The organism is Streptosporangium roseum DSM 43021 (assembly GCF_000024865.1).
Lineage (GTDB): Bacteria > Actinomycetota > Actinomycetes > Streptosporangiales > Streptosporangiaceae > Streptosporangium > Streptosporangium roseum.
Map to the genome: position 1 here is coordinate 5,927,258 of NC_013595.1, position 15,450 is coordinate 5,942,707.

General features: G+C 70.8%; 13 protein-coding genes and 1 pseudogene. 5 read left to right on the forward strand and 9 right to left on the reverse strand.

All coding sequences use genetic code 11. The features are described from left to right. Positions 1-33: 33 nt before the first annotated feature. Positions 34-1,407 carry an ABC transporter substrate-binding protein gene (locus SROS_RS26060; protein WP_012891908.1) on the reverse strand — a complete coding sequence of 458 codons (1,374 nt, stop codon included), beginning with the start codon at positions 1,405-1,407 and terminating at the stop codon, positions 34-36. A gap of 321 nt (positions 1,408-1,728) precedes the next feature. Continuing rightward, positions 1,729-2,751: a LacI family DNA-binding transcriptional regulator gene (locus SROS_RS26065; protein WP_012891909.1), complete on the reverse strand. Its 1,023-nt coding sequence runs from the start codon at positions 2,749-2,751 to the stop codon at positions 1,729-1,731. Between the two features lie 453 nt (positions 2,752-3,204). On the opposite strand from SROS_RS26065, the gene SROS_RS26070 reads away from it, so the two are divergent. After that, on the forward strand, positions 3,205-4,584 hold the full coding sequence (locus SROS_RS26070; protein ID WP_012891910.1) for an FAD-dependent oxidoreductase: 1,380 nt from the start codon (positions 3,205-3,207) through the stop codon (positions 4,582-4,584). Between the two features lie 137 nt (positions 4,585-4,721). Continuing rightward, positions 4,722-5,009 (forward strand): iron-sulfur cluster assembly accessory protein, encoded by a 288-nt coding sequence (locus SROS_RS26075; protein WP_012891911.1) that lies wholly within the window; start codon positions 4,722-4,724, stop codon positions 5,007-5,009. Between the two features lie 88 nt (positions 5,010-5,097). Here the strand turns inward: SROS_RS26075 and SROS_RS49960 are convergent, their stop codons facing one another. From SROS_RS49960 to SROS_RS26100, 6 genes and pseudogenes are all read right to left on the reverse strand, one after another. After that, a complete protein-coding gene (locus SROS_RS49960) occupies positions 5,098-5,325 on the reverse strand; it encodes a hypothetical protein (RefSeq protein WP_148269207.1) in 228 nt (75 codons plus the stop codon). A 238-nt stretch (positions 5,326-5,563) separates the two neighbouring features. Beyond that, positions 5,564-6,037 (reverse strand): hemerythrin domain-containing protein, encoded by a 474-nt coding sequence (locus SROS_RS26080; RefSeq protein ID WP_012891912.1) that lies wholly within the window; start codon positions 6,035-6,037, stop codon positions 5,564-5,566. Between the two features lie 36 nt (positions 6,038-6,073). Beyond that, positions 6,074-7,255: a zinc-dependent alcohol dehydrogenase gene (locus SROS_RS26085; protein ID WP_012891913.1), complete on the reverse strand. Its 1,182-nt coding sequence runs from the start codon at positions 7,253-7,255 to the stop codon at positions 6,074-6,076. A 59-nt stretch (positions 7,256-7,314) separates the two neighbouring features. Then, a pseudogene (locus SROS_RS26090) lies at positions 7,315-7,821 on the reverse strand (LLM class flavin-dependent oxidoreductase); the annotation flags it as partial. Between the two features lie 201 nt (positions 7,822-8,022). Beyond that, entirely contained in the window at positions 8,023-8,889 is an 867-nt protein-coding gene (locus SROS_RS26095) for an alpha/beta fold hydrolase (RefSeq protein ID WP_012891914.1), read from the reverse strand. 162 nt (positions 8,890-9,051) lie between these two features. Further along, positions 9,052-11,367, reverse strand: a complete 2,316-nt coding sequence (locus SROS_RS26100) for a phosphoketolase family protein (protein ID WP_012891915.1) — start codon at positions 11,365-11,367, stop codon at positions 9,052-9,054. Between the two features lie 205 nt (positions 11,368-11,572). Here SROS_RS26100 and SROS_RS26105 point away from each other — a divergent pair, with 205 nt between their 5' ends. Continuing rightward, positions 11,573-12,760: an FAD-dependent monooxygenase gene (locus tag SROS_RS26105; RefSeq protein ID WP_012891916.1), complete on the forward strand. Its 1,188-nt coding sequence runs from the start codon at positions 11,573-11,575 to the stop codon at positions 12,758-12,760. Positions 12,761-12,866: 106 nt separating this feature from the next. On the opposite strand, the gene SROS_RS26110 is transcribed toward SROS_RS26105, so the two are convergent. Beyond that, on the reverse strand, positions 12,867-13,151 hold the full coding sequence (locus SROS_RS26110; protein ID WP_012891917.1) for a DUF427 domain-containing protein: 285 nt from the start codon (positions 13,149-13,151) through the stop codon (positions 12,867-12,869). A 265-nt stretch (positions 13,152-13,416) separates the two neighbouring features. Between SROS_RS26110 and SROS_RS26115 the strand changes: the two genes are divergently transcribed. Both SROS_RS26115 and SROS_RS26120 read left to right on the forward strand, forming a co-directional pair. Further along, positions 13,417-14,166, forward strand: coding sequence for a DUF4097 family beta strand repeat-containing protein (locus SROS_RS26115; RefSeq protein WP_169369386.1), 750 nt, complete (start codon positions 13,417-13,419; stop codon positions 14,164-14,166). A gap of 175 nt (positions 14,167-14,341) precedes the next feature. Next, positions 14,342-15,430 carry a hypothetical protein gene (locus SROS_RS26120; RefSeq protein ID WP_012891919.1) on the forward strand — a complete coding sequence of 363 codons (1,089 nt, stop codon included), beginning with the start codon at positions 14,342-14,344 and terminating at the stop codon, positions 15,428-15,430. Positions 15,431-15,450 lie beyond the last annotated feature (20 nt).

The window sequence follows — 15,450 nt, forward strand, 5'->3', positions numbered from 1 at the left end:
GGCCCACTGGCCGGCACCCCGGGTGTCAGAGGATCAGCTGGACTTGGCCAGCACCTTGTTGGCCTTCGCCTCGGCATCGGCGAGCAGCTGGTCGATGTCGGCGTCCTGCCTGGTCAGCACCGCCGACATGGCCACGTCGAGGATGGCGTAGAGCTCCTGCGCCTTCGGCGGTTCGATCTTGTTCTGGATCGTGGTGGAGGCCTCCGCGTAGGGGGCGAAGTGCTCCACCGGCACGGTGGCGAACTTCTTGCGCGTCTCGACGATCTGCTTGCCGGGGGCGGTGTCGCCGTACAGGTCCGGGGTGGGGAGGCCGACCGGCCGGCCCTGGCTCTTGTTCCGCTCGTAGTTGAACTGTCCCTGGTCGGGGGTCAGCTCGTGGTATTCCAGCCAGAGGAGCCCGGCCTTGATCTGCTCGGGCGTCGCCTTGGGGTTGAACATGTAGCCGTCGCCGCCGCTGAGCGAGGACTTGGCCTCCGGCAGCGCCGTCACGCCGTAGTCGTCGAACTTGCCCTTGAAGTCGTTGTTGACCGACTGGACGACGTCGGGGGCGCCGATCATCATGCCGAGTTTGCCGCCGCCCATCATGCGCATCAGGTCCTCCCACTGCAGGAGCTGCTTGGCACCCATGCTGTTGTCGGTCCAGCGCATCTTCTTGAGGTTCTCCAGGACGGCCTTGCCCTCGGGGCTGTTGAAGGCGGCCGTCTTGCCGTCGGGGCCGACCATCTCGCCGCCGCGGCCGTAGAGGGAGGCGGTGAAGTGCCAGCCGCCGGTGTTGCCCGCGCTGTACTCGCCGAATCCGACGTGACCGGGACCGAGCCCGGCGATCTTCTTGGCCGCCTCCTGCACCTCGGTCCAGGTCTTGGGCGGGCTGTCGGGGTCCAGGCCGGCCTGGGTGAACAGCTTGCGGTTGTAGACCAGGCCCGTGGAGTAGTTGGTCCTGGGCAGGCCGTAGGTCTTGTCACCGTTCTTGAAGACGCTCATGACGTCGGGCCGCAGGTCGCCCAGCTTGGTGACGCTGCCGACGTAGGGGCTGATGTCGGCCGCCTGACCGGCCGCGACGATCTTCTGGACGTCGGTGAAGTAGACGTAGAAGACGTCCTCCATCGTGCCGCCGGCCAGCTTGGCCTGGAAGGTGTCCGGGTTGATGCAGGGGAAGGCGTCCTTGCTCTTGATCGTGATGTTGGGGTGCAGCTTCTGGAACGCGGCGACGTCCTCGTCCCACGCCGTGCGCTCAAGCGGGTTGCTCTTGGGGGGCTGGCAGCCCACGGTGATCGTGACCGGGGCGTCGGCGGCCGCGGTGCCCGGCTTGGTGTCAGCGGGCTTGGCTGCGCCGTTGTCACTGCCGCAACCTGCGGCGGTGAGGACGATGCCCGCGGCGAGCAGCATCGAGAGGTTGCGGGGTTTCATAGGGGACTCCTTGGCGGGTCGGTTGCGAGAAACATATAGAGGCGTGCAGGAGCTAGCAAGAGTCCGTCATACATGATGCAAAAAAGTGACAGTGAGCTAGCCGCCATCGCACCGCAACGCCCTTGCAACGCCGGGGGAACAGGATGGACCTGCGACAACGCGCCCGGCGCCACCGGATCGACCGATCGCTTGCATGCCGCTGCACGACGACAGCATCGTTTTGTCGCGGCTTTTAGCCGGGAGAACGTCGGAAACGCGGGTGACACGCGGGAACCGTCAGGTGCCGGCACCGGCGGGCGGTGGCGCCGGGCGCCGCCGCCTTCAGACCATCACGGCCCTGCGGTTCGCGGGAGCCGTGGAGGCCCGCACCACCAGCTCGGGCTCGAACAGCAGCTCGTCACCGGGCACGGCGACCGCGTCGATCTGGGCGATGAGCAGGTCCACCGCCGCGCGCCCCATCGCCTCGATCGGCTGACGCACCGTGGTCAGCGGCGGCTCGGTGCAGTTCATCAGCGCCGAGTCGTCGTAGCCGATCACCGAGACGTCCTGCGGCACCAGCAGGCCGGCGCGGCGGGCGGCGCGCACCGCGCCGAGGGCGAGCAGGTCGCCGCCGCAGACGAACCCGGTGAAACCGCGCCGCAGCAGCCGGGCCGCGGCGGCATGGCCTCCCTCCAGGGAGAACATTGTGTGCTCGACGGAGTCCCCGGTGAACTCCAGGCCGTGGACCCCGGCGTAGGCGGCGAAGGCGTCCATCCTGCGGCGCGAGGGCATGTGGTCGGGCGGCCCCAGGATCATCCCGATGCGCTCGTGCCCGAGGGCCCGCAGGTGCCCGGCCGCCATCTGCGCGGCGGCCACGTCGTCGCAGGAGACCTGGGGGAAGCCGAGGTGCTCCACCGCCGCGTTCACCAGGACGGCGGGCAGGCGGCGCTCCAGGATCCGCTCGTAGTGCTCGTGGGAGGCGTCCCGCTGGGCGTACATCCCCCCGGCGAAGACCATTCCGGAGACGTGCTGGGAGAGCAGCAGGTCGACGTAGTCGGACTCCGAGACCCCGCCCACCGTCCTGGTGCACAGCACGGAGGTGAAGCCCTGCTGGGCGAGCGCGCCGCCGACGACCTCCGCGAACGCGGGGAAGATCGGGTTCTGCAGCTCGGGGAGGACCAGCCCCACCAGGCGGGCGCGGTTGCCGCGCAGCCGGGTCGGACGCTCGTAGCCGAGGACGTCGAGCGCCGTCAGCACGGCCTTGCGCGTCGCCTCCGAGACACCGGGTTTGCCGTTGAGCACGCGACTCACCGTCGCCTCGCTCATCCCGACCTTCGTGGCCACCTCGGCAAGCCTGCGTGTCATGGATGCAAGCATACGACAGGAGACGCAAGGAGTTGCACAAATTTTGCATCGCAATGCCAGGGTGTGAGGAAGCATCCGCCGCCCGGCGGCGCCGTACGGAATCTCGCGCGCCGCCGGGCGTGACCGCTCCGGCCCGTAACGGCGTTCTCATCCTCTTCCAGGGACATCTCCATCCTCATGGACGCCGGCCCCCGCAGCCTGACACGGCCCTTCCCCACTGAAATGATCAGAGTCAATCGCTTCCTTGCGACATATAGACGAAATATTGCGAAGATATAGCTGTTATCTCGTGATGCTGATACCGACTGGTTCCGTCCCATTGTCGCTGCAGCGGCATCACCGCCGGGGGCGCCGCCCGTAGCCGTGGGAGCCGAGCCGCTCCACCACCGTTTGAGACCGGCCGGATGAGGAAGTCTCCCCTACTGGCTGAGATTCCCGGGGAGTGGACGGACGATGACGGAACGGCTGGTGGTGATCGGGGGCGACGCCGCGGGGATGAGCGCGGCCTCGCAGGCGCGGGGCAGGCGTGATCCACAGGATCTGCGGATAGTCGCCTTCGAGAAGGGCCGCCACGCCTCCTACTCCGCGTGCGGGATCCCCTACCTGGTGGGCGGGGAGGTGTCCGACCCGCAGGAGCTGATCGCGCGGAGGCCCGAGGTCTTCCGCGACGAGCTGGACATAGACCTGCGGCTGCGCAGCGAGGTCACCGAGATCGACCTCGACCGCCGCGCGGTGGCCGTACACGACCATCACGGTGGCGGCCGGTACTGGGAGCCGTTCGACCAGCTCGTCATCGCGACCGGCGGCCTGCCGCACCGCCCCGACCTGCCCGGCGCGCAGGCCAGGGGCGTGTACGGCGTGCAGACCCTCGACGACGGCATCGCCCTGCTGGACGCCCTGGAGTCCGAGCGCCCGCGCAGGGCCGTGGTGGTCGGCGCCGGCTACATCGGCCTGGAGATGGCCGAGGCCCTGGTACGGCGGGGCCTGGAGGTGTCGCTCATCGACGGGGGCGATCAGCCGATGGGCACGATCGACCCGGACATGGGCGCCCTGGTCGCCGACGCCCTGCGCGGCCTGGGGGTCAAGGTGTTCCTCGGCGAGCCCGTCGAGGGCTTCTCCGAGTCCGGCGGGCGGGTCACCGCGGCCCGTACCGGGAGCCGGAGCGTGCAGGCGGACCTGGTCGTCCTCGGTCTCGGCAGCCGCCCGAACACGGCCCTGGCCGAGGCCGCCGGCGTCCCGGTCGGCGAGACCTCGGGGATCCGGACCGACCGGCGGATGCGCACCGCGGTCGAGGGCGTCTGGGCGGCCGGAGACTGCGTGGAGACCTTCCACCTGGTGTCCCGGCGCCCGGTCGCGATCGCGCTCGGCACCCACGCCAACAAGCAGGGGCGCGCCGCGGGCATCAACATCGGCGGCGGGTACGCCGCCTTCCTCGGCGTCGTCGGCACGGCGGTGTCGAAGATCTGCGAGTACGAGGTGGCGCGCACGGGCCTGACCACGGCCGAGGCGGCGGAGGCCGGGTTCGAGACGGTCGGGGAGATCGTGGAGTCCACCACACGCGCCGGCTACTACCCCGGTGCGCGCCGGATGCGGACAAAGATGATCGCCGACCGCCGGACCGGCCGGCTGCTGGGCGCCCAGATCGTCGGGCAGGAGGGCGCGGCCAAGCGCATCGACGCCCTGGCCATCGCCGTCTGGCACGAGATGAGCGTGGAGGACGTGAGCGGGCTCGACCTGTCCTACGCTCCCCCGTTCGCCCCGGTGTGGGATCCCATCCTGATCGCCGCGCGCAAGACGGCGGAACGCCTGGAGCGACTCGGCGGGCGGGAGTGACCTCGACGATGCGCCTCCGCCTCCGGCGCGGTCCCGGCGGTACGGCCTGCCAGGGGAAATCCGCGGATGCATGGTTGGGCCGGTTCAGAGCGGGAAAGGGCGAAGAATCCCAGACCCGATCCCGACAAGGAGTCACAATGCTCACATTGACCGACACCGCGGCACAGGTGATCCGGGACCTCAGCTCGCAGGTAGCGGACTCCACCGACACCGGTGTCCGTATCTCCTCACAGGCTGACGGCACAGGATCCCTACTGCTCTCGGTCGTGGACGGCCCTGAATCCAACGACAAGGTGGTCGAGTCGGAAGGAGCGAGGATCTTTCTGGATCCCACCGCCGCGGACATGCTCGACGACAAGGCTCTCGACGCGGACATCGACGAGGGGGGATCGGTGGCCTTCCTCGTGACCGAGCAACACCCCTGACACCACCGGAGACTCGCGGGGCCCCGGACTCCAGGCGGACGCTGCCGCCGGATCCGGGGACATGACCGCTCTGTCCGGGATGACTTGATCATCCTGGACAGAGCGGTCCGTCTTTCAGGAGGTCCGGTGTCGCCGCGCCCGGGCGAGAATGACAGGCTGAAGGCGGGTTCTGGCGCCACGTCATGCGCGCCGGACCGGCCTGGGCGAGCTGCCGGGCGTTCTCCGGCGGGCAGCCCAGGTCGAGGCGGTCGTTGATGAGCACGCCCGGGATGGCGGCCGGCTCGTGCGCGTCGCGCAACAGAATGCCTTCCTCCATCCGGGCGGCAGGCCGCCCGGCCGCGCGTCCCGGCAGATCGCCGCGGACGGCTCGACCTCGCCCTTACACGAACATCCGCCCCACCGGCCGACAGCCGGTGGGGCGGGTCCGCAGGCAGCGTCCTCAAGCGGCCGGGGCCCTGTTCGCTGCGTCCCCTGGCGTCGTTCGGCGTCCCGGAGACGTCCTTGAGGACCCTCGTCCGCCGGCGCCCCGGAGCCTCCTGGCGCCGGAGAGGGGACTACTTGCCCGCGCTGCTCACCGCGAGAGGGTCAGCGGGCGCCTCGGCCCTGGCCTTCTCCATCCGCTCGCCGAGCTCCTGGAGCCTGTTGCGCCCCATGGCCTCGCGCACCTTCGGGAACCACTCCTCTTCCTCCTCCTCGACGTGATGGCGCACGTTCTCCATCAGGACCGTGACCTTGGCCACGAACCGCTCGTCCTCGGGGTCCATCCCCCGCAGCTCGGAGAGCATCCAGACCACCACGTGGTGCTCCTCCACGCTCTCCAGGATGTGGTCGACGGTGTCGGGAGCCCCCTCGCGGGCGGCCGGGTAGAAGATCTCCTCCTCGATGTAGGCGTGGGTGGTGAGCTCTTCGATGATCCTGTCGACGATGTCCCGCTTCTTCTTGTGGGCGCCGTCACCGGCCTTCTCGAACTCCTTGAACAGCTTCTCGACGGTCTTGTGGTCGTCCTTCAGGAGCACGATGGCGTCCATGTCTTCCTCTCGTTGTGATTTCTACGGATTCGACCGCTACGGATTGAGCAGGATCTTGACTGCCCCGTCCTGCTTCTTCTGGAAGATCTCGTAGCCGTGCGGGGCCTGGTCCAGCGGGAGCCGGTGGGTGGCCAGGTCCATGACCGCGAGCGGGTCGGAGTCGTCGGTCACCAGCGGCATCAGGTCGTCGATCCAGCGCTTGACGTGGGCCTGCCCCATCCGCAGGGTGATGCCCTTGTCGAACATCTTCAGCATCGGCATCGGGTCGGCCATGCCGCCGTAGACGCCGACGATCGAGACCGTGCCGCCGCGCCGTACCGTCTCGATCGACTGGTTCAGTGCGGCGAGCCGGTCCACGCCCGCGGTGGACATCAGCGGGGCGGCGATCGCGTCGGGCAGTATCACGGTGACGCTCTGGGCGAGCTTGGCGAACGGGGACCCGTGCGCCTCCATGCCGACCGCGTCGATGACCGAGTCGGGGCCGCGCCCGCCGGTCAGCTCGCGGATCGCCTCGGGGACGTCGTCGGTCACGGAGGCGTCCAGCACCTCCACGTCGTGTCTGCGCGCCATCGCGAGCCGTTCCTGGACTCCGTCGACCCCGATGACCCGGTAGCCGAGGTATTTGGCGATCCGGGCGGACATCTGCCCGATGGGGCCCAGGCCGAAGACCGCCACGGTGCCGCCGTCGGGGACGTCGGCGTAACGGACCGCCTGCCAGGAGGTGGGCAGCACGTCGGACAGGTAGACGAACCGCTCGTCCGGCGGCCCCTGAGGGACCTTGATCGGGCCGAACTGGGCCTGCGGTACCCGCAGGTACTCCGCCTGCGCTCCCGGCACCTCGCCGTACAGCTTGGTGTAGCCGAACAGGGCCGCGCCCATGCCGTGGTCGCGGACCTGGGTGGTCTCACACTGGGCGAACAGCTTCATCTCGCACATGCGGCAGTGGCCGCAGGAGATGTTGAAGGGGATGACCACCCTGTCGCCGGGCTTGATGTGGGTGACCTCCGCACCGACCTCCTCCACAATGCCCATCGGCTCGTGGCCGAGGATGTCGCCCTCCCCGATGAAGGGCCCCAGTACCTCGTAAAGATGCAGGTCGGAGCCGCAGATCGCGGTGGTGGTGAGCCTGACGATCGCGTCGGTCGGTTCCTTGATCGCTGGATCCGGGACCTCCTCGACCCGCACGTCACGCTTGCCGTGCCAGGTGAGAGCCTTCATGGTCTTCTCCTTTCGGGTCGTGCGGGACGGACCGGGGCGCGCCGCCGGTGCCGGAGCACTCAGCGCACCCGCGGCAGGACCTCCTTGGCGTAGAAGTCGAAGAAGGCGTCCTGCTCCTCTCCGATCTGGCTGATGTACACCTCGGTGAAGCCCGCGTCGAGGCACTCCCTGATCGCCTGGGCGTGGACCTCGGGATCGGGCCCGCACGGCGTCGAGGCCGTGGCCTCCTCCTCGGTCACCGCCTCGGCGAGCTCCTCGAAGTGCCTGGGCAGCGGGAGCATCTGCGACGCCTCGCCCTTGATGCCCTGCGTGGGCCAGAGCCGGTGCACGGGCTTGCGCGCGGTGGCCTCGTCGGCGGCGTGGCAGACCTTCAGGCCGCCCTGGGCGGGCTTGCCCTCCCCGCCGGCCTCGCGGAACTTCCGCACCAGCTCGGCGCTCGGGCCGGTGCAGACGTAGCCGTCGGCGATCCGCCCGGCCGGCCGCACCGCCTTGTCGCCGAAGGCGGACATGCAGACGGGCGGAGGCTCGTCGGGAAGCGTGTGGAGGCGGGCGGTGTCGAGGTCGTAGTGAGTGCCTCGGCGAGTCCGGCCTGCCGTACCAGCTCCTTGGGACCGTGTTCCTCACTGGAGAGGAAATATCCGAATGTAGCCATATCCGCCCCCGTCTCGGTGCCTGATCCGCAGCGATGATCCCCATACCCCCTGTGACGAGCCCAAACGGATCACCGCTGCCGGGCCGCCGGGATCCGGCGGCCCGGCAGTGGTGCGTCAGATGCCGGCGCCGAGAAACCGGCGCAGTCCGGCGGCGAGCTCGGCCGGGGCCTCCTCCGCGACGTGGTGGCCGGAGTCGATCGGCGCGCCGCGCAGGTCGTCCGCCCAGTCGCGCCAGATCGCCAGCGGGTCCCCGTAGAGGTCCTCCATGTCGTCGCGGGCGGCCCACAGAAACAGCGTCGGGCAGGCGATTCTGCGACCCGCGCGGCGGTCGGCGTCGTCGGCGGCCCGGTCCGGGCCGAGCCCGGCCCGGTAGTCCTCGCACATCGCGTGGACGGTGGCCGGATCGTGGATCGCCCGCCGGTAGTCCTCGTACGCCTCGGCGCCCATCGCCTCCGGAGCCCCCCCGTACCAGGCGTCGGGATCGGCGTTGATCACCCGTTCGGCGGGCTTGGCCGTCTGGCCGAGGAAGAACCAGTGCCACCAGGCGGCGGCGAACCTTGCATCGGCCCGGGCCAGTGCCTCACCGATCGGCACCCCGTCGATCACGACGAGACGGGAGACCAGGTCCGGGTGGTCCATGGCCAGGCGCTGGGCCACGTAGGTGCCCCGGTCATGACCCACGACGCTGAACCGCTCGTGACCGAGCACCCGCATCAGCGCCGCGCAGTCGCGGGCCATCGCCCGTTTGGAGTAGGGATCGTGGTCGGCGGTGGTGGCCGGCTTGGACGACCGGCCGTAGCCGCGCAGGTCCGGGCAGACCACCGTGAAATCGCCGGCGAGCAGCGGTGCGACCCGGTGCCAGGTCGCGTGGGTGCGGGGGTGGCCGTGCAGGAGCAGCACGGGCGGCCCCGAACCGCCGTGCCGTACGAACAGCTCGGCCTCTCCGGTGCCCACCCGCTCTTCCTTGAAGCCTTCGAACATTCCACGGTTCCTTTCCCGGGCGCCGGCATGACGCGGCGCGGTCCCCCGGTACGGCACGGCGGCTCGGTGCGGCCGGGCGCGGTCGGCACGGCCGTTCGGTACGGCCGGCATGAATTCGGTACGGCCGGCTCAGTACAGCCGGCTCGGTGCGGCCGGCGCGGCTCAGTAGGGCCAGGTCCAGTCGCGGATCTCGGCCGGGTCCTCGCCGTACTCGCGGGTGTGGGCGCGGGCGCGCAGCCGCTCGTCGACCATCTGCTGGCGCAGGTGCGCGGCCTTGGCGCCCAGACCCGGCACCCGGTCGACGACGTCCATCACCAGGTGGAAGCGGTCGATGTCGTTGAGCATCACCATGTCGAACGGCGTGGTGGTGGTGCCCTCCTCCTTGTAGCCGCGCACGTGGATGTTGTGGTGGCCGCGCCGCCGGTAGGTCAGCCGGTGGATCGACCAGGGATAGCCGTGGAAATTGAAGATGATCGGCTTGTCGGCGGTGAAGAGGGTGTCGAACTCGGCGTCCGACATGCCGTGCGGGTGTTCCGACGGCGGCTGCAGCCGCATCAGGTCCACCACGTTGACCACGCGGACCTTCAGCTCGGGCAGGTGCTCGCGCAGCAGCGCGGCGGCGGCGAGGGTCTCCAGCGTCGGCACGTCTCCGGCGCAGGCCAGCACCACGTCGGGCTCGGCTCCCGCGTCGGTGGAGGCCCACTCCAGGATGCCCAGGCCACGGGTGCAGTGCGCGATCGCCTCCTCCATCGTGAACAGATCCAGCACCGGCTGCTTGCCGGCCACGACGAGGTTGACGTAGTCACGCGAGCGCAGGCAGTGGTCGCCGACCGACAGCAGGGTGTTGGCGTCCGGCGGCAGGTAGATCCGCACCACCGAGGCCTTCTTGTTCATCACCACGTCGATGAAGCCGGGATCCTGGTGGCTGAAGCCGTTGTGGTCCTGCCGCCACACGTGCGACGACAGCAGGTAGTTCAGCGAGGCGACCGGACGCCGCCAGGTGATCTTGTGGGACGACTCCAGCCACTTGGCGTGCTGGTTGAACATCGAGTCGACGATGTGGATGAACGCCTCGTAGCAGTTGAACAGGCCGTGGCGGCCGGTCAGCAGGTAGCCCTCCAGCCAGCCCTGGCACAGGTGCTCGCTGAGCACCTCCATGACCCGGCCGTCCGGGCCGAGATTCTCGTCCGTGGGCAGCGTCTCGGCGTCCCACACGCGGTCGGTGACCTCGAACACGGCCGACAGCCGGTTGGAGGCGGTCTCGTCCGGCCCCATCAGCCGGAAGTTGTCCGGGTTGGCGGCGATGACGTCGCGCAGGAACTGCCCGAGGACCTTGGTCGGCTCGCTCGACTGCGCGGCGGGAGCCTTGACCTCGACGGCGTGGTCGCGGAAGTCGGGCAGCGCCAGCGGCTTGAGCAGCTCGCCGCCGTTGGCGTGCGGGTTGGCGCTCATCCGGCGCGGGCCTTGCGGCACCGTCCGCAGGATCTCCGCGACGGGCCGCCCCCGGTCGTCGAAGAGCTCGGCGGGCCGGTAGGAGCGCATCCACTCCTCCAGCATCGCCCGGTGCTCGGCGTTCTGGCGGACCGCCGACAGCGGCACCTGATGAGCCCGCCAGGTGCCCTCGACCGGCAGGCCGTCCACCTCGCGCGGGCCGGTCCACCCCTTGGGCGTGCGCAGCACGATCATCGGCGGGCGCTCGGCGCGGCCGTCCTTGAACTCGGCGATCTCGTCGAAGACCACCTCGAGGGTCTCGGCCATCAGTCCGTGCATGACCGCCGGGTCGTCGCCGGAGACGATGTGCGGGCGGTAGCCGTACCCCTCGATGAGCTTGACCAGCTCCTCTTCGGGGATGCGGGCGAGGACGGTCGGGTTGGCGATCTTGTAGCCGTTCAGGTGCAGGATCGGCAGCACGACCCCGTCGTGCTCGCGGTTGAGGAACTTGCCGGAGTGCCAGCCGGCCGCCAGCGGCCCGGTCTCGGCCTCGCCGTCGCCGATGACGCAGGCCACCACCAGGTGCGGGTTGTCGAAGGCGGCGCCGTAGGCGTGGGCCAGCGAGTAGCCGAGCTCACCGCCCTCGTGGATGGAGCCCGGGACCTCGGGGGCGACGTGGCTGGGGATGCCGCCGGGGAAGGAGAACTGCCGGAACAGCCGCTGCATGCCGACGGCGTCCTGCCCAATATCCGGATATTTCTCTGTATAGGAGCCCTCCAGCCAGGCGTGGGCGACCGCCGCCGGACCACCGTGGCCGGGCCCGACGATGTAGATCATGTCCTGGTCGCGCTCGGTGATGATCCGGTTGAGGTGGGCGAAGCAGAAGTTCAGCCCCGGAGTGGTGCCCCAGTGCCCGAGGAGGCGTGGCTTGATGTGCTCGGGGGCCAGCGGCTCGGCCAGCAGCGGATTGTCCAGCAGGTAGATCTGGCCGACCGACAGGTAGTTGGCCGCCCGCCAGTAGGCGTCGACGTGTGCGAGTGCATCCATACCTCCGACAGTTCCTCCGGGGCGGGATTCAAACCCTGCCGGGCGCCTGTTCCCTGCTCCCGGGCACATTCGACTCCCGGGACATCCGGCGATCACGGCAGGTTGTACCGCGCCGGAGACCACGCGCCCCTACCGGATCCGGGCGGAATGTACGAAGATCTTCACGGCTCGACCGCTTGACCCCGTCCGAGGAGAGGAAGCCGCAGTGAAGATCGCCATCGTCGGAGGAGGCCTCGGCGGCCTGGCCGCCGCCCTGCTGCTGAGGCAGGCGGGCGTCGAGGCCACCGTCTACGAGCAGGCCACCGAGCTGCGGGAGGTCGGCGCGGGCATCGTCGTCGCCCCCAACATGGTCCGTCCCCTGGTCCGGGCCGGGCTCGGCGAGCGGCTGGCCGCCTCCGCCGTGGCGCTGGAGACCGCCTGGGAGTTCCGGCGCTGGGAGGACGGCCGGGTGCTGTTCTCCCAGCGGATGGGAGCGGAGTGCCGGCGGCTGTACGGCGCCGACTGCTACGTCGCGCACCGGGCCGACCTGCTGGCCATGCTGCTGGAGGCGCTGCCCGAGGACGCGGTACGGCTCGACCGGCGGCTGGACGGCCTGCGGCAGGACGGCGAGAAGGCCGAGTTGATCTTCGCCGACGGGCGGGGGGAGAAGACGACGGTGGTCGCCGACGTGGTGGTCGGCGCCGACGGGATCCACTCCACCGTCCGGTCCTCGGTCGTGACCGAGGACCCGGCCCGCTTCTCCGGCCTGTGCGCCTACCGGTGCCTGGTCCCGGCCAGCGACGCCCCCGAGCTGGCGCTGCGGCCGGTGCAGACGCTGTGGCTCGGGCCGGGCAGGCACTTCGTCCACTACCCGATCAGCGGGGGACGTCTGGTCAACGTCGTGGCGATCGTGCCCGCCGGCGACTGGCGGATCGAGTCGTGGACGGCCGACGGCCGGGTGGAGGACCTGGCGCGGGAGTTCGAGACCTGGGACCCCCGGCTCGGACAGCTGATCGCCTCCGCGACCGACACCAAACGCTGGGCCCTGTACGACCGCAGCCCGCTGGAGCGCTGGACCGAAGGGCGGGTCACCCTCCTGGGGGACGCCGCCCACGCGATGCTGCCCTTCTTCGGCCAGGGAGCCTGCCAGGCGGTCGAGGACGCGGCCGTCCTGGCGGCCTGCCTCCGGACGGCCACGCCCGGGACGGCGGCGGAGGCGCTGCTGCGCTACGAGGGGATCCGCAGGCCCCGGGCCTCCCAGGTCCAGCTCATGAGCCGCGGCCGTGAGGTGCAGAACCACCTCCCCGACGGCCCCGCCCAGCGCGAACGCGACGCGGCCTTCGCCGGCGGCGACCCGCTCCGGCAGAACGCCTGGATCTACGGCCACGACCCGGAGGCCGAGCTGGTCCACTGAGCCCCGGCGTCCCGGCACTCCTGAGCCCTGTCAGACACTCATCGGACGACGCGGCGCCGACGGTCCGGCGGGGGGACCGTCCCCGGCCCTCCCCGCCTCAGGGAGGTCAGCCGGTGACCTCCACGCCCTTCCAGAAGGCGACGTAGCCCTTGATCTGGGCCGCCTCCGGCTTGGGGTCCGCGTAGTACCAGGCGGCGTCGGGGTTGTCCTCGCCGCCGACGTGCAGCGTGTAGTAGCTCGCCGTCCCCTTCCAGGAGCAGACCGTGGTGGTCTCCGATGGCCTCAGGTAGTCCGGGGACACCGATTCGATGGGGAAGTAGTGATTGCCCTCGACGATCCGGGTGTCGTCACTCTCCGCGATGATCTCGCCGTTCCAGCGTGCGGTTGCCATGAACCAAGGCTGGCACATCCGGGGCTCCGGCGCGCGGGAGCCGGGCGCCACGGAGCTCCGGGATCCGCCGGGACGGCGTCACCACGGCGCTTCCGGCGGCTCCCGGCGACCGTCACGCGCACCTCGATCGGACGTCTCCCCCGGCGTTCCCGCGCCCTGCCTCCGGACGATCCTGGCCGAACGGCCGATCTTGCGGCCCGGATCCGCCCGCCCATCGGCCGTTCGGCCGATGGGCGGGCGGGAGCTCCACGGCAAGGCTGGGCGCGTGACTCCTCGAACCTCGCATCTCCTCGCGGCGGGCCTCGTCCTTCTGGCGGCCACCGGCTGCGGCGACCTCGGCTCCGCCTCCCACGAGCGGCGCGACTCACGTGACTTCCCCTACTCGGCGGCGAAACTGGTGATCAAGGCGACGGGCACCCCGGTCCGTCTCGAACCCGGCGCCCCCGGCACGCTCCGGGTCGACAGGCTGCTCACGGGCAAGGCCGCCGACGAGGGGAACGCCTCTTGGTCGCTGGAGGGCGGCACCCTGGCGGTGGGCATCGTCTGCTCCGGCATCGTGATCAACTGCGACTCCCAGCACACGATCAAGGTGCCGCCGGGCGTGACGATCGAGGTCGGCAGCGATGACGACGTGAACGCCGTCCGCCTCCCCCAGGCACTGACCGTCACCACCAGGGACGGCAACGTGCGCACCGACGCCGTCTCCGGGCCGATGCGCCTGGTCAGCCAGAGCGGCAAGGTGACTGCGCGGAGGATCCGCTCGGCCGACGTCACCGCGCGCTCGTCCGACGGCCTCGTCGCCCTCTATTTCGCGACGGTTCCCAGCCGGGTGGAGGCGGTCTCCGACAGCGGAACCGTCGACGTGGTGGTGCCGGAGACCCGCGACGCCTACCGCGTCGATGTCTCCAGCAAGGACGGCACGGCCACGTCCCGCGTGCCCCGCGCCTCTTCCGCCCCGCGTTCCCTGCACGCGCGATCCGGCGAGGGCGACGTCCGCGTACGGCAGGCGGGGTAGGGCAGGCGGGGTACGGCAGGCCGTACGGGGGTGGGACCGAGATCGGCGGGCCGGGCGGGGACACCGCCTTCACCACCGTCCGTATCCGGGGGCGGTGGCGCGGGCCGGGGCGGTCCGCGATCCTCCGTCGCCGCCGGGAACACCGGCCCGGGGCGGCCTGGCTAAGGTTCTGGCTATGCGTGGTCTCGGATGGGCTGTGGTGATGGCAGGACTGGTGCTGGCGGGTTGCGGCGGCTCGGGTGACGCGGGGCTGACCGGCGCCGTGGAGACGGGTGGCACGGGGCGGACCGGCGCCGTGGAGACGGGTGGCGGATCGGCGGGCGGGCTGCGCCAGGTGATGGCGCACCTGGGCGCCGGCAGTCCCGCGGCCGATTACCTCGACTACGGCGACATGGCGCACTGGCGGAGCCTCGGCGTGGTCACCGAGGACGGTCCCGGGCAGGACCGGCGCTGGCTGTCCGCCGTCGGCTCGGGCTTCGGCGACTTCGGCCTCAACGCCTCCCGGCTCGCCGAGCCGACCGGCATCAACGTGTTCGCCGCCGACCGGGGCGTCTCCGTCGGCACCCCGCCCAGGACCGCGATCCGCATCGAGGGCCGGCTGGACTCCGCCGGCATCCGCGCCAAGCTCACGGCCCTGGGCGCCAGGCCGCGCACGATCGGTGGCCAGGAGGGCCTGTCCATGGCCGACGACAACGCGATCGACATGAAGGGCCCGCAGACCAGGCTGGGCCTGATCAACCAGCTCAACCAGGTGGTGGTGACGGACTCGGCACTGGTGTCGGGTGCCGCGGCCGCGCCCGTGGCGGCCACCCTGGGCGGCGGGCCCTCACTGGCCGACAGCCCCGATCACGCCGCGGTCGCCGACTGCCTCGGCGACGTCGTCACCGCCGTCGTCATGGCTCCCCCGCAGCCGGGCGGGGTGACCCTGTACGGCGTGGGCCTGCGGCGTCCCGCCGGCACCACCGACCGGGCCGTCGACGTGGTGTGCGTGCTGCCGCGCGTCGCCGAGGTGGGCAGGACGTTCGCCGAGAGGTTCACCGTGGCTGCGAAGGCCGGCGGCAGGCCGCTGTCGGACCTCGTCGAGACGGTCACGCACGACGAGGTCCGCTCGGGCGGCCGTACGGCGCACCGGGCGACCCTGACCATCAAGCCCGACGGCCCGATCATGCTGTCCCACCAGCTTCTGTTCCGCAACGAGCTGGCCGCCCTGGCCGACCCCTCCGCCCCGGCGGACCCTCTCGGGATCGTGCGCCCTACCCCCTGAACGGCTGCCGCGCGGTGGCC